Source organism: Guptibacillus spartinae, from assembly GCF_028610625.1.
Lineage (GTDB): Bacteria > Bacillota > Bacilli > Bacillales > Guptibacillaceae > Guptibacillus > Guptibacillus spartinae.
In genome coordinates, this window is sequence record NZ_JAQQWU010000012.1 from 18,612 (window position 1) to 38,290 (window position 19,679).

Genomic DNA, 19,679 nt, shown 5'->3' on the forward strand with positions numbered 1-19,679 from the left:
TTCGGAGCGTTCTTCTCTCCACCTCAAACAGGATAAACTTCATGTAAGTAAGCCAAACTTTAAATAGCCATTACAGGAGAGGAGATGAAGGAGATGTTTGAAACAAAGAAAGAAAAAGTGGAAATCGACAAAGTGACATTGTCTTATGAGTATTACAAACACCCAAACCCACACGTAAAGACGCTCGTCTTTATTCACGGTTTTCTTTCATCTTCATATAGCTTTCGAAAGCTTTTCCCTCTTCTACATGATCAATACAGTTTATTAAGTTATGATTTGCCTGGATTTGGAGAGAGTGAAAAAAACTGTGATATTCATTATTCACTCCATGAATATGCTGCTCTTACAAATCGCCTGTTGGAGAAAATGCAGATAAAAAAAGCTGTCCTGATCGGTCATTCAATGGGGGGGCAAATCGCACTGCGTACGTGCATTCAACACCCAGAAAGAATTGAGAAGCTAATTCTTTTATGTAGCTCGAGCTATATTAAATCCTCTTCATTAGGTTTGAGAGTTTGTTCCTACCTTCCTCTTTTTCCATATTGTCTAAACTTATCAATGAGCGCGATTAATTTACGAAAGAACTTTGAACACCTTGTTTATGACCAAAAGCTTCTTACTCAACAGGTGATTGATGGATATACAGCTAGTTTTAATGAAAAAGGCTTTTTCCTAGCGCTTTCTCGTCTCATTCGAGACCGTGAGGAAGATTTAGCTACAAAGACGTTAAATAAAATTAATTTCCCCATTTTACTCATCTGGGGAAGCAATGATCGCCTTGTTCCTCTCCGGGTGGGTGAGCGTATGAAAAAAGACCTGCCTGATGCAGATCTGCTCGTTTTCTCCCATACCGGTCATTTAATACCAGAAGAGAGACCAATCGAAACGTCGAATGCGATTCGGGACTTTCTTCATAACAAATAACGGTCCACAAGACGGACCGTTATTTGTTTGCAACTAATTGCGGTTCTTCTTTTAGTAAGATACTTAAAAATCCGGAAGTTACAAGAAAAGCAGCTGGTATAATATAAAAAATCGACAAAAATATGATTCCGCCTGCTGCTGAAACAAGCAAACTGAATCCTCCAATAATCGGTCTTGTTTTCACAAAATAACAGCCCAATACAGCAAATGCGGGAAAAATAAAAGCAGTTAAAAACGAAATATCTTTGACTTGAATTAGAGGTATCACATTAAACCTTGAAAGCACTGCTGCGATAATGCCAAGTACACATCCTGCAACGGCCAGTTTAAACATGCGTTTTTGTTTCATTTTATTCCCTCTCTCATAAGAAACCATACTCTTCTTAATCTATTCGTGTTAAAAGCGCTTCATCCTTCTCTTATTCTTTACTTTCCACTAATCGCTTCCATTTTAACATGAAATTTCAGCCTTAAGTCGGAGTAAACTTCAATCGCAAGCAACTCCCAGAATGATTCATCTTGCTTTACACTATTAGTAAGCGGTGCTAGTTGCCAATATCGTAACAATGTTTCATCATTGAAACTAGTATCAAAAGCGACCATTCTATCTGACTATTACCTAATAAGTAAATATACTCCATTAACAAACCGTTAAATGAGACTTATTCAGGAATATGGCAGGAAATAAACTTATTACTGTCAAATATGTTCATTCATAGGAGACAGAAGGAATTGGGGAGATCACATGAAACGAATTCAAACAGGACGATTCCTCGCAGCAACTTTCTTTGTTGGTTTGGGAATTTTTCTTCTTCTTATAAATCTCGGCATTATTTCCATGGAAATGACGGAAGCGATTGTCTTCTTTTATCCTTTTTTGTTGCTTCTGCTCGGAGGAAAATATCTTTTGGAAGCATTAATGCCTTCTATGAAACGAAAAAAGTGGACAACGGGGACCCTTCTCTTCATCATCGGGCTACTTCTCGTTCTAGATCGATTTCATGTGATTGAATTTGGTTTATGGAGCATTTGGAAACTTTGGCCGCTTATTTTTGTCTTGATTGGAATTAAAATACTTGGTCAGTTTCGTAAAAGCCAGGGCTTTAGCCTTGTGAGAGATCATTCCTACAACAAACCAAACTGGACAGTACGCTCAATGAATGATTGGAGCTTTGTATGCGACTACGACTTTGATTTTTCGACGACGCTCATTCCAGAAGAAGAAGTGGTCATTAAACTATCCGGTTTTGTCGGTGACATTAATGTGATACTTCCAGAAGATCTGCCATTCCGAATCGATGGCAGCGCCCACGTTCTTTCAGCAACAATTGATAAACACAATCAAGATACCGTTGGGAAAGGACACGCCATCACATACGAAACAGACGATTTTAACGACGCTCTTCAGCGCATCGTTTTTTATCTAGACTTTTCCGTGCTTGATTTACGAGTCGATCGGATTTAGAGGAAGGTGCAGTCAATTTGAACAAATCCACTTTACGATGGAAGTTACTTAAATCAATTCTTTTCACAGCTCTTTTTACAGGAATTTTATATTTCCTCTTTATTCAAATTGGTTTATTCCTTCACCCCGGGTTCGTATCGCTTTCGTTTAGCTTACTGTCTCCTCTCTTCGTCATGTTACTTGTAATTGTACTGGGGAGTTACTTTAGCTACAAAGATACGCTCTCCATTCGAAACCGGCTTGAAGATATTTCTACGCAAATTATCACACTATCTCGAGGGAAATTTACTGAGAAAATGACGTTCACCGAAGAAGATGAAATTGGACGGATCGGCTTCGAGTTAAATGAACTTGCTGACAAACTTCAGAAGCAGGTGACGTCTCTTCAGAATTTGGCGAATCAGAAGGCTGATTTAGCCGAAAAAGCGAGAAGTGCGGCCATTATTGAAGAACGCCAACGATTAGCTAGAGATTTGCATGATGCTGTCAGTCAACAGCTCTTTGCGCTAAATATGATGGCTTCCGCCTCGATAAAAATGTTGGATCGTGATCGTGAGACCGCCAAATCTCAAATGCTTGATGTAGCAGACCTTGCCAGTAAAGCACAAGTGGAAATGAGAGCGCTGCTTCTTCACCTCCGCCCCATCCATTTATCAGAAGACTCTCTTTGTGAGGGCATTAAAAAGCTCGTGGATGAACTTGAGAAAAAATCAGGCGTAACTTTCTACTTAGCGCTTGATGAATTACCGGAACTACCTGGAGGAATTGAAGAAAACTTATTTCGAATTGTTCAAGAAAGTCTTGGGAATGCGTTACGTCATGCTGAAGCTTCTGAAATTCGAATTACAGTGAAGCTTAAGAAAAAGCAATTTTTATTACATATAAAAGATAATGGAAAAGGGTTTGAAATGAATGAAAATAAAAAAGGCGCGTACGGTCTCGATTCAATGCAGGAGCGTAGCAATGAAATCGGCGGTCAGTTTCGTGTCTCATCGCGCCCAGATGAGGGAACGTTAGTCGAAGTCCGCGTGCCGGTGGAGGGGTAACGATGGCAAATGATATTAAAATGATGATTGTAGACGATCATGATATGGTGCGAAAAGGGTTAAAAGCATACCTATTAACAGAACCCGACTTTCAAATTATTGGTGAAGGTGCGAATGGAAAGGAAGCCGTGTCCTTAGCAAATCAACTTCACCCTGATGTGATTTTAATGGATCTCATTATGCCGGAAATGACGGGGATTGAAGCGACCAAAGAAATCATGTCTACTCTGCCAAATACAAAGATTATTATCATTACAAGCTTCTACGATGATGAACAGATTTTTCCTGCTATTGAAGCAGGCGCATTTAGCTACTTGCTCAAAACTGCCTCTGCCGATGAAATTATTGAAACGATTCGAAAAGCCCTTCAAGATGAGAGCGTCATTGAACAAAAAGTCGCTCAGAAAATGATGAACCAACTGCGTTCAAAACCTAAAAAACCGCTTCATGAAGAATTAACTAAGAGAGAAAAAGAAGTACTTCTTTTGATAGGGGAAGGGAAAACGAATAGTCAAATTGCCGAAGAATTGTTTATCGGGTTAAAAACGGTCAAAACGCATGTAAGCAACATTCTTGGAAAGCTTGATGTTCATGATCGTACCCAGGCTGCTGTCTATGCGATAAGAAATGGAATGGTACGCTGAAAAACTTCTCGCTTTGACACCTCTTTGATCCGCTACGCATTTACTATAAAGAGTAGTGATTTAAGGAGGAAACAAGCTATGGCAGACGATTATAAAAAGTGGTCAGAGCTCCCATATGCAGGTGAGCAAAAGCCCCCTCATAACCCAGAGGAACCCTATGCAGGATCCTGGCCAGATTATTACCTTCGTAATAAACCAGCGGGGCGGTTTACTTCCCTGAGCGGAAGACCCATTCGACTCGATATCGATCACCCTTCCACCATTGATTGGAAGCAGGAACTTAAGAAAGTGAAGCATACCCAAAAGCACCTTACACCGAAACAGGCAACACTAGCAGAATATTGGGGAACTGGAGTAGCAAGTAAACAATGGACCCCCATTATCGATAAATTAATTGACACGTATGGCGTCACAGCACCGCGTGCGGCAAGAATTCTAGCAGCCGTTTCGGCTGGTATGAATGATGCTTTTACAACCGCCTGGTATTTGAAATACCGATGGAACGTCGCACGACCTAACCAGCTGGATCATGAATTCGAATCCCTTCTCTGTACACCGAGACACCCTACGTACCCATCTGGTCATGCCACGATTGCAGGGGCAACCTCTGAGATTCTTTCGTACTTTTTCCCAGCGGAACAACGTCGATTGAGAGAGCTAGCGCAAGAATGCGCCGATTCAAGGCTCTATGCCGGCGTCCATTTTCCTGTCGATAATGAACAAGGACTTCGCCTCGGGAAACAAATTGGATCGATCGTTGCTGCAGAATTGGAGAAAGAAGAGAATAGCCGTGAACAGTCGATCGACACACCTTATGAGGAAAGCCAGCATGCAAAACTAGCTCCTCCACCATATAAACAGGTCATTGATTACAATTTTAAAGCAGGATGTGACTCAGCCACAGAGAATCCATTCACAAAGTACGATACAAAACAACCAAAACCTAAACTCTTTTTCTGATTTCCCCTAATTAAAAACGAGTGAAGAAGCTTTGTGTAGCAGATTCACTCGTTTTTCTATGCCTTTTTTCCGTACAAGACAGAGCGAATTCGTTATAATAGATGAAAGATTAGCAGATGAAAGGACCTTTACATATGAAACGCTTATTCCTCCTCGTCTTGATCGCTTTGGTCATTTCGGGATGTCAATCGAATGAATCAGAGCCTGTTAGTATAACCGTTGCAGCAGCTGCAAGTTTAAGTGATGCAATGAAAGAACTAAATAGCGTATATGAAAAAGAACACCCTGGTACTGACATTACATTAAACCTTGCATCCTCCGGAGTTCTCGCCAACCAAATCAAACAGGGCGCCCCGATCGATGTTTTTCTTTCTGCTTCTGAATCACATTTCCAGAATGTGAAGCAAGAAGAATTACTAGAGCCGGAGTATCAAATGCCATTATTAAAAAATCACCTCGTCCTGATTAAAAGCCGCTCATCGACCATCACGAAACTGGAACAGTTAGGTTCACAAGAAGTGAAACGAATCGCGATCGGCACACCTGAAACAGTTCCGGCTGGCGCTTATGCCAAAGAAGCCCTACAATCCGAGAATCTATGGAACAAGCTAGAAGAGGACCTTATTTATGGAAAAGATGTGCGTCAGGTTTTAACCTATGTCGAAACAGGTAACGCGGATGCAGGAATTGTATATGAAACAGACTATCTCACTTCAAACAAAGTAGAGCTTGTTGAGAACATTAGTGAAGAATCCTATTCCCCAATCATTTATCCCGCTGGCGTAATCCGAGGGGCTGGTGAAGAGGCAGTAAACTATTATTCTTTTCTACAAAGTAAAAAAGCGAAAGCGATTTTTGAATCGTACGGTTTCCAAAGTGATGTGAGTAATAATGACTAATTTCTTAGATCCCATTCTCATCTCACTAAAAATCTCCCTTGTCGCAAGCCTCATCGTAACGGTGTTAGGAATCACAGTAAGTCGGCTTATGGCAGGAAAGAAGTTTCGCGGAAAAAGCATCATCGATACGGTCATTATGCTACCACTCGTGCTTCCCCCATCAGTCGTTGGCTTTATTCTACTTGTCCTTTTTGGCGCTTCTAGTCCAATTGGTCAGTGGATAGAATCAATCTTCCAACACCCCCTTGTTTTCACCTGGCAAGCCGGGGTGATCGCTGCTAGTGTCGTAGCTTTTCCACTCATGTATCAATCTGCCAAAGTAGGTTTTGAAGCGGTGGATCATGATATTGAAGACGCCGCACGTGTCGACGGCGCAGGCAGGTGGACCGTTGTAAGATTGATTTCGATTCCGCTTGCTTCCAATGCCCTTATTTCCGGTATCATCTTAAGCTTTGCGCGTGCTTTAGGAGAATTTGGCGCCACATTAATGTTCGCTGGAAACCTCCCTGGAAAAACGCAGACGATGCCTACAGCGATTTACGTTGCCATTGACTCGGGGCAAATGAATCTTGCCTGGGCCTGGGTGATCGTGACCATTCTTCTTTCAACCATTATGCTTTTACTTTCTTATCGTGTAACAGTGAAGATGTAAAAAAACTCGCTCCATGCTGAGCGAGTTTTTACAATTATCTTGGTTTCCTCCATCCCATTCTAGCGCCCTACTCTTCCCCCTCTACTTCTTTGGTGGAATAAAACTCCTTCTTTAAATAAATCTTTTCAATCAGTGCATCCTCCCCGCCATTATCCGTGCCATAAATTGTAACGTCTGAAAAGCCATCGATCAGATAAAGCGTGACGGGCGTTTCAAATGGATTCGAACCTTTCCGGAGTTCTTCTACTTCAAACCCCATACTAGCAAGCAACAGGCGATTGTCTTTCAAGTATTGCAATCCTTCTGGAAAATACGTCATTTCAGTAGCGATATTGTCCTTAAACACGACTTCTCCGTTCTCAAAGTTCATTTTCAATGGTTCTTCTGCGTCTTCTTCAATCCGCTTCGGAAATTGAGAAACAAATTCTTCACGTGGCAACCCAAGTAAGGATCTCGCATCAACTATGAGTTCAATCGAAGCAGGATCAAAATCAATCTCTTCTTCCATTTGTGCTTCTTCTTTTTTTACTTCTTCCGGTACTTCATCTTCATCTCGCTCTGCCTGCTTGGTTGTCTCATTACTACGATCGCTCGTTTCATTAGTAGAAGAGCTGACAAAAGCAGGTACCCCCCATACAATGATGTATAAAAGAAGCCAGAATGCCGCAAATATAGCCGCTCTTTTTCTTGAAGCTGTCACAAAGGGCTTAACTAAATTAGCCGCCATTAATAAGAAAGCGAGGATAACCACTACTTTCAAAAAATCCATTATTTTCACCTCACTATTTACTATAGAACCTAATGCTTCTGAAGTACAAGCCTTTCCTCAGTAAGGTATTCTTTTTTAATCAATGCATGTTGAAAAGAAGGAAATCGCTTCCAACTATCTAACTACAAGAGTAGTCTTATCAAAAAAGGAGGGTTATGATGAAAGGCGATCGCTACGTCAATTTAACCGTAAAAAACTATCAATCTGTTCGCAGCATATTTCAAACCGGCGACCTTCTTCTTTGTAGTGGCTCATATCCAGTTAGTAGGATTATTCAAAACGTTTCAAATTCCAAATTCAGTCATGTGGCGCTGGTATTCCACTGGATGGACCGCATTATGTTACTAGAAAGTGTCGAAAGCTATGGGGTACGAATTGTGCCTGTTTCTCATTATTTCAGCGATTACCGTAATTCGGGTCAACCCTATAAAGGAAAACTCTATCTAGCGAGACATTCTCAAATGAAAAGCTTAGATGATATAAAACGAAATGCAATGTTACAGAGAGGGGCAGATTTAACCGGGAAATTCTATGATATTGAGGAAATCCTTAAAATCCTTGCTAGTGTTGTGATTGATGATTTGGAATCAATCCCGAATGATCGATACATTTGTTCTGAGTTTATCCAAGAATGCTATCAAAAAGCAGGACTTTGTTTCCCTGACGATGGGCGTGGATTCATTTATCCAGAACATATTGCAAGCGATCCCGCAGTCCGTCCTCTTTATGAATTGGTTCCGTGACACCCATTTCCTCTAAATTCCTTCCATTTCAAGAGATTGTCCAAACAAAATAAACTGAGATAAATATACTAGTATTATCCAAATGTAATGGAGGGAAGATCATGACTTTAGTCGTCATTGATCCCGGACACGGCGGTTCAGATCCAGGGGCTACGTATAAAAGTTTTCAAGAGAAAAATTTTAACCTTGCCATTTCTCAAATGGTACATGACCGTCTTTTGTCAAAGTATCTAGTTGATGTTGTGTTAACGAGAGAAACGGATAAAACGGTGGAGCTCAAGAAAAGAACTGACCTTGCGAATGCGATAAAAGCCGATTTCTTTCTCAGCATTCATAACAACGCCTCTGGGGGAAGCGGATTCGAAACTTTTATCTATAATGGTCAGGTCCCTAACGAAACGATTCAACTACAAACGACGATTCATAATAAAATTGCGAATGACATCTTGAAGAAATACACTATCTTAGATCGAGGTAAGAAACGAGCGAACTTCTTTGTATTACGTGAAACGAAAATGAATGCATTGCTCATTGAAGTTTTGTTTGTTGATAATGATCAAGACCTTATGCTTCTGAAAAATCCTTCTTTTATTATGGATATCTCGACGGTTATTGCAGATGCTACCGCACTAGCCTTAAAACTTCCTGTAAAGTCTCAACCAATTGAGGATACACTGTATAAAGTTATTGCAGGATCGTTTCAAGATCAAGAAAATGCAGAACAGCACTTGAGTAAACTGATTCAAAAAGGGTTTGGTGGCTTCATTTCTTCAACAGTGGTCGACAAGAAGACATTCTATCGTGTTCAAGTAGGCGCTTTCCGTGAAAAAAACAATGCCGAAGATCTAGTGGAAAAATTAAAAAGAGCAGGGTTTGATTCCTTCATTCTCGTCGAAGGAGAATCACCATCACCTTCTAAACCTGATAAAGGTTATCCTATTCAGGGAAACGCTATTTTAACAGCCAAGCAAATGGATGCATATACAAGATCAATTAACCCAGGTGCACCAGATTTAGCTGTATTGTACCTGTCGCAAGGTAAAAAGTATAACATCCGAGGCGACATTGCTTATGCGCAGGCACTTCATGAAACAAACTTTTTCCGTTTTACAGGCGACGTTAAAGCTGAGCAAAATAACTTTGCAGGTATTGGCGCTACAGGAGGAGGAGCTCGTGGGGCATCTTTCCCCAATGAGTCGACTGGTGTTCTAGCTCACCTTCAACACCTTCATGCCTATACATCAACAGCACCGATCCCGGCATTTGATCAAAAGGTGGACCCCCGCTTCGACCTCGTCACGAGAGGCTCTGCCACAACCTGGCAGGCCTTGAATGGAAAATGGGCAGTGCCTGGAACGACCTATGGTCAACTTATTCTCGGACTGTACAAAAACATTCTTGAAGCAGCTTTAAAAGAAATCGAAAAAGAACGAAGCAAGTTAAAGAATACGATCGAAAACCTGGAAATTTAATGGTCAAAAGAAGGAGCGTTCCCTCGTCGGAACGCTCTTTTACCTGCTATTTTTATATGTTGAAAGAGCTGCCTGAACATGAGGATGATAAGTTGTTTTTATGTAATCGGTACCAGATGATACCCATCTTAGCGCAGTTTCAGGTCTAACACCAGTTATCATGATATTCACTCCAAGCAGGTTGAGCGCGCCGCACAGCTTAGAAATCATTTCGGTGAAATCGTCATTTAAAGTCGTAATGGAAGATAAGTCCATAATGAGCGTATTGACTTTCATATCTGCTACTTTCTGAAGCCCAATATCAATGAGGTAGTGAAATCCTACTTCTTCTACAACCGGTTGAATCGGTAATAGCCCAAGCTGATCCATCAGTGGAATGACATTGACTGCCATATCCTCCATACGATCAATCAACTCTTCTTGCTTTTTATAAACATGTGTCATATCTCGAAATTCTACCATTGCTCCATACATTTTGTTTGAATCGATTAATACTTTTGTTTGAACGGTCAAATACATATTGAATTCGCCCCAGTTATAAGGCATCGCTTCAATAAAAAATTCTTCTCCCGTTTGAACCGTTCGCTCCACATGGCGCACTTCTTCCGGGGCTAAAGGAAAGATATCATAAACACTCTCACCAAGAACCTCGCTTCGCTTCACTTTCAAAATATGCTCTCCTATTTCATTAATCTGGATGACGCGATGATCCAGATCAATCGCGAGAACGCCACATGTTAAATGATCCATGATATGATCCTGCAATTTACTCAATTCATCACTCCTATTAATTTCATATTAATTTCGATAAGGAGAGGACAGCTACACCATATATGAGTGCATCCACTAAATGGTCTTTGTTCAGCAAAGAGCCTATTCTTGCAAATTTTATTCTAAACTATTATTTCTACATGTAATGGCATATCCCTGTTTGTTCTTATGAAACATTTTTTCATATTACTTAAAAAGTAGCTTTTGCAGGACTAAAAAACTGCCGTAAGGACCGTTTTCTTAATCCCACGCAAAGCGCTGTTCTTTCCACGGATCTCCATACATGTGATAGCCATTTCGTTCCCAAAAACCCTGCTGGTTTTCAGAGCGAAATTTAATAGCTCGGATCCATTTAGCACTTTTCCAAAAATACAAATGTGGGATGACTAACCTTACCGGATATCCATGCTCTGGTGTTAACTCTTCTCCGTTATGTTTAAGAGCAAGAAGACTTGTTTCTCTGAGAAAATCTTCGAGCGGAAGGTTTGTTGACCACCCTTCTTCCGCTTCAATCATAACGTATTTTGCTTCCTTGCGAAGACCAACATGTTCTACAATGGTGCGCGTAGAAATCCCTTGCCATTCATTATCAAATTTGGACCAACCTGTTACACAGTGAATGTCATTTCTATGTGATGTTACAGGTAAAGCAAGTAGCTCTTCAAACGATAAAACGGTCGGCCGTTCCACTAAACCACCGATTCTTAGATCCCAATTAGATAAATCTTTCTCATAATAAGGCACGTTCCCAACGTGAAGCACCGGCCATCCTTTTGTAACACGCTGATTCGGAGGCGTTCGATCACTGTTTTGTTCCTTTTCTTTACCAAAGTACATACTGAACCTCTTTTCAACTTTTCCTATAGTGTAACAGACTAATTGTGCTGTAATCGAAAAAAAACACGAAGATTGCTCTCCGTGTTTTTCTACTTAAAAAATCATTGCGGCGATCCAGCCGAATAAGATGAGTGGAATATTATAGTGTAAAAATGTTGGCACCACCGTATCCCATATGTGATTATGTTGACCGTCTGCATTTAGGCCTGACGTTGGTCCAAGCGTACTATCAGATGCAGGAGAACCAGCATCACCGAGAGCTGCAGCTGTTCCAACGAGTGCAATCGTGGCCATTGGGCTAAATCCAAGCTCCATGGCGAGCGGCACGTAAATAGCTGCGATGATCGGAATTGTGGAAAACGATGAGCCGATTCCCATCGTGATAAAAAGTCCGACGATTAACATTAAAAGAGCAGCTAATGCTTTATTGTCTCCAATTAATCCAGATGCCTGTGTTACGAGAGCTTCGACCTCTCCAGTTTGTCTTAGCACCTCTGCAAAACCATTTGCAGCAAGCATGACAAATCCAATGAACGCCATCATTTTCATACCGTCTGTTAAAACTGCCTCAGACTCAGACAAGCGAATACTTCTAGTTACATAAAGAACAATAATACCAGACAATGCACCAAGAATCATAGACTCCGTTGGAATTTGAACGGCTAACGTAACGAGAACAGAGATTCCGGCAAAAATAATCGATCGTTTTGAATAGGTATGCGTTTCAGGCGTATCTTCCTGTGCGATGGACAGTTGTTTATAAGTCCTTGGCTTGCGGTACGAAATAAACACAGCAATCAGAAGACCTACAACAAGCCCAGCTGTTGGTAGAAGCATCGCAGTTGGAATTTGAGATAGTTTAATTTCTAATCCGCTATCCGCCATGTTGGACTGAAGAATTTCATGGAATATTTTTCCGAACCCTGCAGGCAAGAGAATATATGGCGCAGTTAAACCAAAAGTGAGTACTGCTGCAACAGCTCTTCGATCAAGCCCAAGCTCATTTAACACTTGAAGAATTGGTGGAATTAAGATTGGAATGAACGCAATGTGTACAGGCACAAGATTTTGTGAGAAACATGAAATTAATAGAATAATAAACAGAATAAGTACTTTAGCGAGCCCTTTCTTTCGATCGCCTCCCTGACGGTTAACGAGCTTTAGCGCACGCTCCACGATTAATTCAGGTAGACCAGTGCGAGTAAGACCCACCGCAAAGCTTCCAAGTAAGGCATAGCTTAACGCAACGGTAGCTCCGCCTCCAAGTCCTGAACTAAACGCATTGATGGTATCATCAAGTGACAAGCCTCCAAGAAGACCACCAGCAATCGCACCGATGACAAGAGCAACAACGACATGTATACGAAATAGGCTAAGCCCTAGCATAATTAAAACAGCAAGAATAACGGCATTCATTGGTAACAACCTTTCAGTAAATCCTTTAGTTTGGTAAATCACTAATAAGTTAACACGAAAGAGTTATTGTGTCAATGGAAGAGGTTGGCGTTTTAATGCAGGCGTTAGAGATAAAGACCAAATACAGCCGAATATGGTATAATTGACTGATCATTTACATCGGTTTTCCTTTCAACTTACTAGGGAAGCACGTTGGCAGATCTCACTAAATACACTCCAAATTGTGGTTCATTTAAGTAGTGAATCCACGCACCTACTTCAACGATTCGTTCGATTTAACATCTATTTCTTCGGGTACACCATTCATAGGAACGATGTAGAAAGGAAGATGTTTTCACTCATGGATATTTTGTTAAACTTCCCACTCTGGGCTGCGTTATTCGGCGTTGTGTTTGCGCAGTTCTTAAAAGTACCGATTTATTTTATTGCAACCAAACAAATCAATTGGTCCCTGTTTAACGCTACAGGAGGAATGCCTAGCTCTCACTCAGCGGCCACAACTTCTTTAGCAACTGGTGTCGCACTGGAAACAGGCCTTGATTCACCTATTTTTGCAGTTGCAGCCATGTTCAGCATTATCGTGATGTTTGATTCAACAGGTGTTCGTAGGCAAACGGGTGAGCAAGCGATTGTTCTAAATCAACTAGTGATGAACTTTAATCGATTTGTATCTGAAGCAAAAAATTGGCAGCAGAAGCAAGAGCGAGAGAAGATCGAAGAACTAAAAGAACTTCTTGGTCACAAACCCATTGAAGTTCTAGTAGGTGGCTTGCTTGGCATTATCTCAACCTTACTTCTCTATTATGCCTTTCAAATAGCTTAGAAAAGGAGGACTTCTATGCGAATTGTTTCGTTATGTCCTAGCAATACAGAATTGTGTGCCTATCTTGGATTAGCCGATCAGCTCGTCGGCGTTGATGACTTTTCAGACTGGCCAGAGCAAGTGACAAGCCTTCCTAAACTCGGTCCAGATCTTTCAATTAATTTGGATCGTGTACAAGAATTGAAGCCTGATCTTATCCTCGCTTCTCTAAGCGTTCCTGGAATGGAGAAAAACATTGAAGGTCTTGATGAACTTGGATTGTCATACACCATTTTAAATCCCAACTCGCTTGATGACATATGCGTCGACATTGTCACTCTTGGCGAGCTTACAAATAAGGCACATGAAGCCGCCTCACTTTCGAATCGTTTTAAGGATTTAATCCATCAGTACAAAGAAATCAGCAACCAAATTCCTAATAAACCAGAAGTTTATTGGGAGTGGTGGCCAAAACCGATCTTCACTCCTGGAAAATCAAACTGGTTAACCGAAATCAGCGAACTAGCCGGCGCAAAAAATGTGTTTCGAGACGTAGAGCTTGCTTCGGTGCAAACAGACTGGCCGGATGTTGTAAGCCGTAAACCAGATCACATTTGCCTTGCATGGGTTGGCGTACGCCATAACAAAGTAAATCCTAGCATCGTAAAAAAACGACCAGGCTGGGAGCAGATAGAAGATCGTCCCATCCATGTCCTTGAAGAATGGTTGTATTGTCGGCCATCGCCTCGCTTGCTAACCGGGCTTGTGAAGCTTGCTGCCATCCTTCACCCTGACCACTATCCTTCTTTCGAAGGAGAAGACGCGTTTCTGCAGAAATAAGGTCGGAGAATCATCTCTCCGACCTTTTTGCTGTGACTTATTCTTTTTCGCTTATGAACTCCTGCCTAAACACCTGCATGGATTCTTCTTCATTCATATTTTGCAACATTTCCTCTGATAATCTACCCTTTCCTTTTTGAATAAGATAGACATCCAATGTTTTCTTGCCCCATTCTGTGTAAACATCTTGAACGGTGTCGTAATAAAGATCAATCCGATCTCCAATAATGGCACTTCCTGTATCAGCAACGACACCAAACCCGTATTCAGGAATAAAAAGAACACTTCCAATCGGGAAAACGGACGTATCAGCAGCAATAGTTGAATAAAGATCACGCTTCACCTTTACGCCTGAATAAGTAATCCCATAAGCAGGATGATCAGGTGTTTTTCCAGTTGACTCTTCTCCCGCAGTATAACCAGTGGCTGTTACCGTGTGAACAGGATACTGAGACCAATCCCGAGACGTCGCAAGCGTCATTCGATCCTCTTCACTTAGGACGGCCTGCTCAGGAAACAGCCACTTTGTCACATCATTAACTGATAAACCCGATAGTAATAAATAGGTTGATAGCAAAGCTGCTGCAAAAAGTCCCGTAAAAACGACCCCTTTTGCGATCAGCAGAATCACTCGCACATCTTCCACTCCTCTCATGGTCTATTCATTTCCAGAGAAGGGAAAAGCTATTCATTTCGGCATTTAGGACATGAAAAAAGCTTCTGCCAACAGTTGGCGAAGCTTTTAAAACATTTGGTAACCTCTTACGCGAAGCATTCGGATTGCAACGCCAGCGAATACTGCTCCAACAAGACCAGCAGATAAGATAATCGCATCGGCACTTCCAAGAGAGAGAAGATCATTCCCTAACGCTTTAAAGGAAGAACCAGGTGACGAGAAATATTGAAAAAAGGGAACGTTATCAATAATCATGACAACGATTACAGGATAAGCAACCGCCATGATCCAAGTGGAACGAAGGAGCATGTTAAGCAGAAATCCAATCCCAAAGAACAGAACAATAAACAACAGCATCGAAATAATTAGCTGTGGAATAGCCATCGTTTCACCCCCGAGTAATCATTGTTAGTTTACTGGATTGTCCCTTTATAGTCAATGAACGGAGAGTGAACAAAGAAAAGTGCAAGCGCCCGGTAGGTCCGACAAGCGCTGGAAGGCGTTCAATTGAACACGCCCTTTGTGTTCAACTGAAAGACTGAAGCGACTCGAGGACCTGGGCGCTGGAGCTAGATCAAGAAAAGTGCAAGCGCCCGGTAGGTCCGACAAGCGCTTGATGACTTTCTCATTCAAGGACAAAAAGAAAAACTAAGCGCCAGGCGCTTAGTTTGTTGGATTTTGTTTGGCTCCACTGCCTCCACAATTATCACATGTTTCCGATCCACCAAGAAGTAGTTGAAAATACCCCTTTCCCTGGCAATAAGGACAGTCAGTTGCTTTCGCCTTATTTTGTTGTCTTCTCACATCAACCACTCCTTTGTTGTAATTTTCTGATAATATACCAAGAATGGCAGAAAAAGAAAAACCCTGAATTTGTCCTTAAACGCCTGTGTAAGCGGATACAATTAATATTATCAGATTATTCCGTCACTTATCTAATCTTTTCTGCCTTTACGAAAGAAAAACTGCTTGAAAGCAGTAATCTCCTTCTATTCCAATTCGATACGCGTAAAAAATATATTTTCTACTCTTTAGGAGGATGATAGATCAATTTGTAGGACGTATACTGAAACTGATCACCAGGATTCGTTTCTGTCATAAACTGAGCCATGCCATTTAAGAAAGAAGGAATCATTGTAGAGGTACGTGGATCAGATAGAAGCTCTTCTTTCGTTAGAAACCCACATCTTTCTATCTCTTTTGTTTCGCTGATTTCGGTGCCCCCGGTTCTTTTCATATGGAAAACAACTAAATTGTCACTAATATCGTGATTAATGACTCCAGAACGAATTCCCGCAATCCCAATCGCTTCGGCTTCGATACCCGTTTCTTCATATACTTCTCTCACAGCTGCCTCATCGACCGTTTCTCCTGGGTCGACAAACCCCGCCGGAAAAGACCACTTTCCTTTTAAGCCGCCATATTTTTTCATTACAACAAGATATTTCCCTTCAAACTCAACAATGCCTGCGGCGGCAAGCCACACTTTCCCTCGATTACTCAACGTAAAATCCCTCCAGGTATAAATAATGGTGAACGCTCATATGCTTTACCATAGCCCCTATTCGATTGAATAGATGAGAAAAACGTGGCTGATCGTCAATTCCTTTAGAACGACAGCCTTCGTTTTTCTTCTATGAAGAATTACCCTCTTTATTCAAAGAAGAGTCCAATATAAGTAAAAAAAGGCAAAGACATCATGTCTTTGCCCTCTTTATCTGATGATCTTAAAATAACTTAAGCTTCCCTTTTTTCCAGACAAGTCCTGGTCCGCCAAGCATGAACAGGTAGCGATTATCAATCACTTTTTTCATAGCAGACGCTGTACTACCATAAAGCTTCTTGTTTCCAACCTTACCAATTGCTTCGCCTTTTCCTAGAGAAGCCACTGTCCCTTTGATGTCCGGTGTAAAGCTTTCAAGCTCTTTACCACGTACAAGGTTTAATAAGTTTTTAGAAACGGCTCCAGCAGCCTGGATGGCAACTTGAGCTGTTGGAGGGAACGGACGATCAATTTCTTCGTTAATGAGAAGCGCACAGTCTCCTACAACGAAAACATTATCGTAATCCGGTGTACGCTGATCTTTCCGAACTGGTACACGACCACGGTTTGTTTCGAAACCGGAATTGGCAACAATTGAATTTCCTTGAACGCCACCAGTCCAAACAACTGTAGCAGCTTTCACTTCTTCGTTCTCACCGAGGATAACACCGTCTTCTGTCACTTCTTTAATCATCGTGCTCGTACGGAACTCTACCCCTTTACGCTCAAGAAGGTTCATGCCGTATTCCACAAGCTCTTCGTCGAAACCAGGAAGAACGGTTGGAGACGCTTCCACATTAATGATTTTAACGCGATCACGTGGGATATCAAATTCTTTACAAAGTTCAGGAACACGCTCAGCTAGTTCACCAACAAATTCAATTCCAGTGAACCCAGCACCACCAACGATAATCGTTAGCAGATCATCACGACGGTCTGACTCATTGTTGTAGCTCGCAAATTGGTATTCAATATGCTCACGAATTTTGCGGACGGAGTTTACACTACGAATACTAAAGGCATTTTCTTTCAAACCTTTAATGCCAAACGTAGCGGGCTCGAAACCTAGTGCTAACACAAGGTAATCGTACTCAAGTTCACCATTTGAAAGGATGACGCGTTTTTCATCAGGCTTCACTTCTACCACTGTGTCTTTAATAAATTTAATCTTGTTCGTGTCAATTACATCTTTAATCATAATACGAGTTTTGTCATGATGCATTGTGCCTGCAGCTGGCTCATGAAGCCACGTCGTTTGATAGTGATAGTCATGCTTATTCACAAGCGTTACTTCCACTTCATTTGATCCCATCTCTTTTTGCAGACGAGCTGCTGTCATAATTCCACCATATCCTGCACCTAGAATTGCAATTTTTGGCCTACTCACTTGAATCACATCCACCTTTTATCGGTATTTTTTTAGGACATATTAGTGATTTACCTGCTTCGTCCTATCGTGAAACGTCAATAAACGCTAATTATTAGGAAGTTCTTGGTTCAAAATAAACAATCCTTCAAATGATCGAGAGATTGTTAAGTATTTCACGTTCTAGACCGAAAAAAATAATGGTCTAGCACGCACTTTGTCATAAAATTTTCAAATCTGACGCTCCATTCTAATCATATTCTTTTTTATTTCCTTTTTCAACCTTTATAATAAAAGTTCTAGAGGTGTTTTCACCTTAGGGGTTTAGTTCCGTTTTCATTATGATTATAATAATGAAAGCAGAGTATTAAATTTTAGGGGGATTGACTATGACAGACCAACAAGAACTTTATGATATAACGATTATTGGTGGAGGACCTGTTGGCTTATTTACCGCATTCTACGGTGGTATGCGCCAGCTTAAGGTTAAAATAATTGAAAGCATGCCTCAGCTTGGCGGACAGCTTTCTGCACTCTATCCTGAAAAATACATTTATGATGTCGCAGGATTTCCAAAAGTGCTTGCACAAGATCTTGTTGACAATCTCATTGAACAGGCTAATCAGTTTAATCCAGATGTTGTTCTGGAACAGTCTGTTGAAGAAGTTTCCAAACAAGAAGATGGCACACTTTATCTTCGTTCAAATACAGGTGATGAGCATTATACGCGTGCGGTTATTATTACCGCTGGGGTTGGTGCATTCCAACCACGTCGCCTTAAAGTAGAAGGCGCTGACCTTTATGAAGGAAAAAACCTTCACTATTTCGTAAATGACCTGACTGCGTTTGCTGGTCAAAAGGTTCTGATTGCTGGTGGGGGAGATTCCGCAGTTGATTGGGCAAACATGCTTGAGCCAATTGCTGAAGAGGTAACATTAATTCATCGCCGCGATAAATTCAGAGCGCATGAACATAGTGTAGAACAACTGATGAACTCTTCTGTCAATGTTCAAACACCTTATAACATTACCGAATTTATCGGTGATGGAGAGCGTATAAATCAAGTTGTTCTCGAACAGGTTAAAGGAGAAGAAACCATCACAAAAGATGTCGATGCAGTGATTGTAAATTACGGTTTTATATCTTCTCTTGGGCCGATTAAAGAGTGGGGTCTCGATATTGAAAAGAATTCGATCGTCGTTAATTCCAAAATGGAAACCAATATTCCTGGTATTTACGCTGCTGGTGACGTTGCTACATACGATGGAAAAGTAAAACTTATTGCTTCTGGATTCGGTGAAGCACCGACAGCGGTTAACAATGCAAAGTCCTATATGGATCCTGATGCAAAGGTACAACCACTCCACAGCACAAGCTTATTCGATAAGAAAAAGTAAGTTCTACGAAAGGTAGGATCGTCATGGATCAAATTCTTTTTATCATCGTTATGGTCGCAGGTCTTGGTTATTCTATTTATCACAGTTTAAAAGAAACACCAAAACCGAATTGGCAAACGGTTAAACAAAACCTCTTTCATTCTTCTCACTAAAATAAACGTTAACACCCCCGCACAAATTGTGCGGGGGTGTTAATATGTATATGTTTATTTACCATCCAAGCCCAACTTTAGTAGACAAAATATTTTCACCTGATTCTTCTTTTAACGAAATTTCGTATCGGCCAGTTTGATTCGAGTAAGCGAGCGTTTTTTCTTTAAAAGCGACATTTGCTTGATAGCGAACATCAAACGTTTCAGCCTCCACATCTCCAGATCCCTCTTCATGTATCTTTACTGTAAACAATAGAATCCCCTCCTTATACAGTCATTTTATCACCGCTAGAAATCATGAGATA

General features: G+C 41.1%; 25 protein-coding genes. 13 read left to right on the forward strand and 12 right to left on the reverse strand.

Annotated features, from left to right (window positions below):
* Positions 1 to 93: 93 nt before the first annotated feature.
* The gene (locus tag PQ511_RS17750; RefSeq protein ID WP_273853276.1) at positions 94 to 924 is read left to right on the forward strand and encodes an alpha/beta fold hydrolase; all 831 of its coding nucleotides are present in this window, start codon (positions 94 to 96) and stop codon (positions 922 to 924) included.
* A 19-nt stretch (positions 925 to 943) separates the two neighbouring features.
* On the opposite strand, the gene PQ511_RS17755 is transcribed toward PQ511_RS17750, so the two are convergent.
* Together PQ511_RS17755 and PQ511_RS17760 are read right to left on the reverse strand one after the other, a co-directional pair.
* On the reverse strand, positions 944 to 1,273 hold the full coding sequence (locus tag PQ511_RS17755) for a hypothetical protein (RefSeq protein WP_224592545.1): 330 nt from the start codon (positions 1,271 to 1,273) through the stop codon (positions 944 to 946).
* Between the two features lie 77 nt (positions 1,274 to 1,350).
* On the reverse strand, positions 1,351 to 1,491 hold the full coding sequence (locus PQ511_RS17760) for a hypothetical protein (protein WP_273853277.1): 141 nt from the start codon (positions 1,489 to 1,491) through the stop codon (positions 1,351 to 1,353).
* A gap of 178 nt (positions 1,492 to 1,669) precedes the next feature.
* On the opposite strand from PQ511_RS17760, the gene PQ511_RS17765 reads away from it, so the two are divergent.
* The 6 genes from PQ511_RS17765 (at position 1,670) to modB (ending at position 6,590) form a co-directional block, all read left to right on the forward strand.
* Positions 1,670 to 2,389: a LiaF domain-containing protein gene (locus tag PQ511_RS17765; RefSeq protein ID WP_273853279.1), complete on the forward strand. Its 720-nt coding sequence runs from the start codon at positions 1,670 to 1,672 to the stop codon at positions 2,387 to 2,389.
* Positions 2,390 to 2,406: 17 nt separating this feature from the next.
* Positions 2,407 to 3,435, forward strand: a complete 1,029-nt coding sequence (locus PQ511_RS17770; protein WP_273853281.1) for a HAMP domain-containing sensor histidine kinase — start codon at positions 2,407 to 2,409, stop codon at positions 3,433 to 3,435.
* A gap of 2 nt (positions 3,436 to 3,437) precedes the next feature.
* Positions 3,438 to 4,079 carry a response regulator gene (locus tag PQ511_RS17775; RefSeq protein WP_273853282.1) on the forward strand — a complete coding sequence of 214 codons (642 nt, stop codon included), beginning with the start codon at positions 3,438 to 3,440 and terminating at the stop codon, positions 4,077 to 4,079.
* 78 nt (positions 4,080 to 4,157) lie between these two features.
* Positions 4,158 to 5,039, forward strand: coding sequence for a phosphatase PAP2 family protein (locus tag PQ511_RS17780; RefSeq protein ID WP_273853283.1), 882 nt, complete (start codon positions 4,158 to 4,160; stop codon positions 5,037 to 5,039).
* A gap of 134 nt (positions 5,040 to 5,173) precedes the next feature.
* Positions 5,174 to 5,938, forward strand: coding sequence for a molybdate ABC transporter substrate-binding protein (modA, locus tag PQ511_RS17785; RefSeq protein ID WP_273853284.1), 765 nt, complete (start codon positions 5,174 to 5,176; stop codon positions 5,936 to 5,938).
* Positions 5,928 to 6,590: a molybdate ABC transporter permease subunit gene (gene modB, locus PQ511_RS17790; protein ID WP_420541733.1), complete on the forward strand. Its 663-nt coding sequence runs from the start codon at positions 5,928 to 5,930 to the stop codon at positions 6,588 to 6,590. Before modA ends, modB begins: the two co-directional genes overlap by 11 nt.
* A 67-nt stretch (positions 6,591 to 6,657) precedes the next feature.
* Here modB and PQ511_RS17795 read toward each other — a convergent pair whose 3' ends face one another.
* Positions 6,658 to 7,359, reverse strand: a complete 702-nt coding sequence (locus tag PQ511_RS17795) for a hypothetical protein (protein ID WP_273853286.1) — start codon at positions 7,357 to 7,359, stop codon at positions 6,658 to 6,660.
* A 158-nt stretch (positions 7,360 to 7,517) separates the two neighbouring features.
* Between PQ511_RS17795 and PQ511_RS17800 the strand changes: the two genes are divergently transcribed.
* The gene (locus PQ511_RS17800; RefSeq protein WP_273853287.1) at positions 7,518 to 8,102 is read left to right on the forward strand and encodes a YiiX/YebB-like N1pC/P60 family cysteine hydrolase; all 585 of its coding nucleotides are present in this window, start codon (positions 7,518 to 7,520) and stop codon (positions 8,100 to 8,102) included.
* 101 nt (positions 8,103 to 8,203) lie between these two features.
* Entirely contained in the window at positions 8,204 to 9,574 is a 1,371-nt protein-coding gene (locus PQ511_RS17805; RefSeq protein WP_273853288.1) for an N-acetylmuramoyl-L-alanine amidase, read from the forward strand.
* A 39-nt stretch (positions 9,575 to 9,613) separates the two neighbouring features.
* Here PQ511_RS17805 and PQ511_RS17810 read toward each other — a convergent pair whose 3' ends face one another.
* The 3 genes from PQ511_RS17810 to PQ511_RS17820 all read right to left on the reverse strand — a co-directional run bounded on the left by PQ511_RS17810 (position 9,614) and on the right by PQ511_RS17820 (position 12,598).
* Entirely contained in the window at positions 9,614 to 10,348 is a 735-nt protein-coding gene (locus PQ511_RS17810; RefSeq protein ID WP_273853289.1) for a PAS domain-containing protein, read from the reverse strand.
* Between the two features lie 237 nt (positions 10,349 to 10,585).
* Positions 10,586 to 11,182 carry a sulfite oxidase-like oxidoreductase gene (locus PQ511_RS17815; protein ID WP_273853290.1) on the reverse strand — a complete coding sequence of 199 codons (597 nt, stop codon included), beginning with the start codon at positions 11,180 to 11,182 and terminating at the stop codon, positions 10,586 to 10,588.
* Positions 11,183 to 11,275: 93 nt separating this feature from the next.
* Positions 11,276 to 12,598: a Na+/H+ antiporter family protein gene (locus PQ511_RS17820; RefSeq protein WP_273853291.1), complete on the reverse strand. Its 1,323-nt coding sequence runs from the start codon at positions 12,596 to 12,598 to the stop codon at positions 11,276 to 11,278.
* 340 nt (positions 12,599 to 12,938) lie between these two features.
* On the opposite strand from PQ511_RS17820, the gene PQ511_RS17825 reads away from it, so the two are divergent.
* Positions 12,939 to 13,421 (forward strand): divergent PAP2 family protein, encoded by a 483-nt coding sequence (locus tag PQ511_RS17825; protein WP_273853293.1) that lies wholly within the window; start codon positions 12,939 to 12,941, stop codon positions 13,419 to 13,421.
* A gap of 15 nt (positions 13,422 to 13,436) precedes the next feature.
* Positions 13,437 to 14,240, forward strand: coding sequence for a cobalamin-binding protein (locus PQ511_RS17830; RefSeq protein ID WP_273853294.1), 804 nt, complete (start codon positions 13,437 to 13,439; stop codon positions 14,238 to 14,240).
* A gap of 37 nt (positions 14,241 to 14,277) precedes the next feature.
* Here the strand turns inward: PQ511_RS17830 and PQ511_RS17835 are convergent, their stop codons facing one another.
* From PQ511_RS17835 to PQ511_RS17855, 5 genes are all read right to left on the reverse strand, one after another.
* A complete protein-coding gene (locus tag PQ511_RS17835; protein ID WP_273853390.1) occupies positions 14,278 to 14,868 on the reverse strand; it encodes a 3D domain-containing protein in 591 nt (196 codons plus the stop codon).
* Between the two features lie 114 nt (positions 14,869 to 14,982).
* Positions 14,983 to 15,300: a YuiB family protein gene (locus tag PQ511_RS17840; protein WP_273853295.1), complete on the reverse strand. Its 318-nt coding sequence runs from the start codon at positions 15,298 to 15,300 to the stop codon at positions 14,983 to 14,985.
* Positions 15,301 to 15,579: 279 nt separating this feature from the next.
* A complete protein-coding gene (locus PQ511_RS17845; protein ID WP_194219020.1) occupies positions 15,580 to 15,720 on the reverse strand; it encodes a YuiA family protein in 141 nt (46 codons plus the stop codon).
* A 220-nt stretch (positions 15,721 to 15,940) separates the two neighbouring features.
* A complete protein-coding gene (locus tag PQ511_RS17850; protein WP_273853297.1) occupies positions 15,941 to 16,420 on the reverse strand; it encodes an NUDIX domain-containing protein in 480 nt (159 codons plus the stop codon).
* A gap of 223 nt (positions 16,421 to 16,643) precedes the next feature.
* A complete protein-coding gene (locus PQ511_RS17855; RefSeq protein ID WP_273853299.1) occupies positions 16,644 to 17,846 on the reverse strand; it encodes an NAD(P)/FAD-dependent oxidoreductase in 1,203 nt (400 codons plus the stop codon).
* Positions 17,847 to 18,214: 368 nt separating this feature from the next.
* On the opposite strand from PQ511_RS17855, the gene PQ511_RS17860 reads away from it, so the two are divergent.
* Both PQ511_RS17860 and PQ511_RS17865 read left to right on the forward strand, forming a co-directional pair.
* Positions 18,215 to 19,222, forward strand: a complete 1,008-nt coding sequence (locus PQ511_RS17860) for an NAD(P)/FAD-dependent oxidoreductase (RefSeq protein ID WP_273853300.1) — start codon at positions 18,215 to 18,217, stop codon at positions 19,220 to 19,222.
* A gap of 23 nt (positions 19,223 to 19,245) precedes the next feature.
* Complete coding sequence (locus PQ511_RS17865) at positions 19,246 to 19,374, forward strand: hypothetical protein (protein WP_273853301.1); 129 nt, start codon at positions 19,246 to 19,248, stop codon at positions 19,372 to 19,374.
* Between the two features lie 58 nt (positions 19,375 to 19,432).
* On the opposite strand, the gene PQ511_RS17870 is transcribed toward PQ511_RS17865, so the two are convergent.
* Entirely contained in the window at positions 19,433 to 19,627 is a 195-nt protein-coding gene (locus PQ511_RS17870) for a hypothetical protein (protein WP_273853302.1), read from the reverse strand.
* Positions 19,628 to 19,679: the final 52 nt, after the last annotated feature.

What these genes read in the sequence shown, in the direction of transcription:
- PQ511_RS17750 (WP_273853276.1), top strand. Translation starts at nt 94, where the DNA reads ATGTTTGAAACAAAGAAAGAAAAAGTGGAAATCGACAAAGTGACATTG.
- PQ511_RS17755 (WP_224592545.1), bottom strand. Translation starts at nt 1,273, where the DNA reads ATGAAACAAAAACGCATGTTTAAACTGGCCGTTGCAGGATGTGTACTT.
- PQ511_RS17765 (WP_273853279.1), top strand. Translation starts at nt 1,670, where the DNA reads ATGAAACGAATTCAAACAGGACGATTCCTCGCAGCAACTTTCTTTGTT.
- PQ511_RS17775 (WP_273853282.1), top strand. Translation starts at nt 3,438, where the DNA reads ATGGCAAATGATATTAAAATGATGATTGTAGACGATCATGATATGGTG.
- PQ511_RS17780 (WP_273853283.1), top strand. Translation starts at nt 4,158, where the DNA reads ATGGCAGACGATTATAAAAAGTGGTCAGAGCTCCCATATGCAGGTGAG.
- modA (WP_273853284.1), top strand. Translation starts at nt 5,174, where the DNA reads ATGAAACGCTTATTCCTCCTCGTCTTGATCGCTTTGGTCATTTCGGGA.
- PQ511_RS17795 (WP_273853286.1), bottom strand. Translation starts at nt 7,359, where the DNA reads ATGGATTTTTTGAAAGTAGTGGTTATCCTCGCTTTCTTATTAATGGCG.
- PQ511_RS17800 (WP_273853287.1), top strand. Translation starts at nt 7,518, where the DNA reads ATGAAAGGCGATCGCTACGTCAATTTAACCGTAAAAAACTATCAATCT.
- PQ511_RS17805 (WP_273853288.1), top strand. Translation starts at nt 8,204, where the DNA reads ATGACTTTAGTCGTCATTGATCCCGGACACGGCGGTTCAGATCCAGGG.
- PQ511_RS17815 (WP_273853290.1), bottom strand. Translation starts at nt 11,182, where the DNA reads ATGTACTTTGGTAAAGAAAAGGAACAAAACAGTGATCGAACGCCTCCG.
- PQ511_RS17820 (WP_273853291.1), bottom strand. Translation starts at nt 12,598, where the DNA reads ATGAATGCCGTTATTCTTGCTGTTTTAATTATGCTAGGGCTTAGCCTA.
- PQ511_RS17825 (WP_273853293.1), top strand. Translation starts at nt 12,939, where the DNA reads ATGGATATTTTGTTAAACTTCCCACTCTGGGCTGCGTTATTCGGCGTT.
- PQ511_RS17830 (WP_273853294.1), top strand. Translation starts at nt 13,437, where the DNA reads ATGCGAATTGTTTCGTTATGTCCTAGCAATACAGAATTGTGTGCCTAT.
- PQ511_RS17840 (WP_273853295.1), bottom strand. Translation starts at nt 15,300, where the DNA reads ATGGCTATTCCACAGCTAATTATTTCGATGCTGTTGTTTATTGTTCTG.
- PQ511_RS17860 (WP_273853300.1), top strand. Translation starts at nt 18,215, where the DNA reads ATGACAGACCAACAAGAACTTTATGATATAACGATTATTGGTGGAGGA.
- PQ511_RS17865 (WP_273853301.1), top strand. Translation starts at nt 19,246, where the DNA reads ATGGATCAAATTCTTTTTATCATCGTTATGGTCGCAGGTCTTGGTTAT.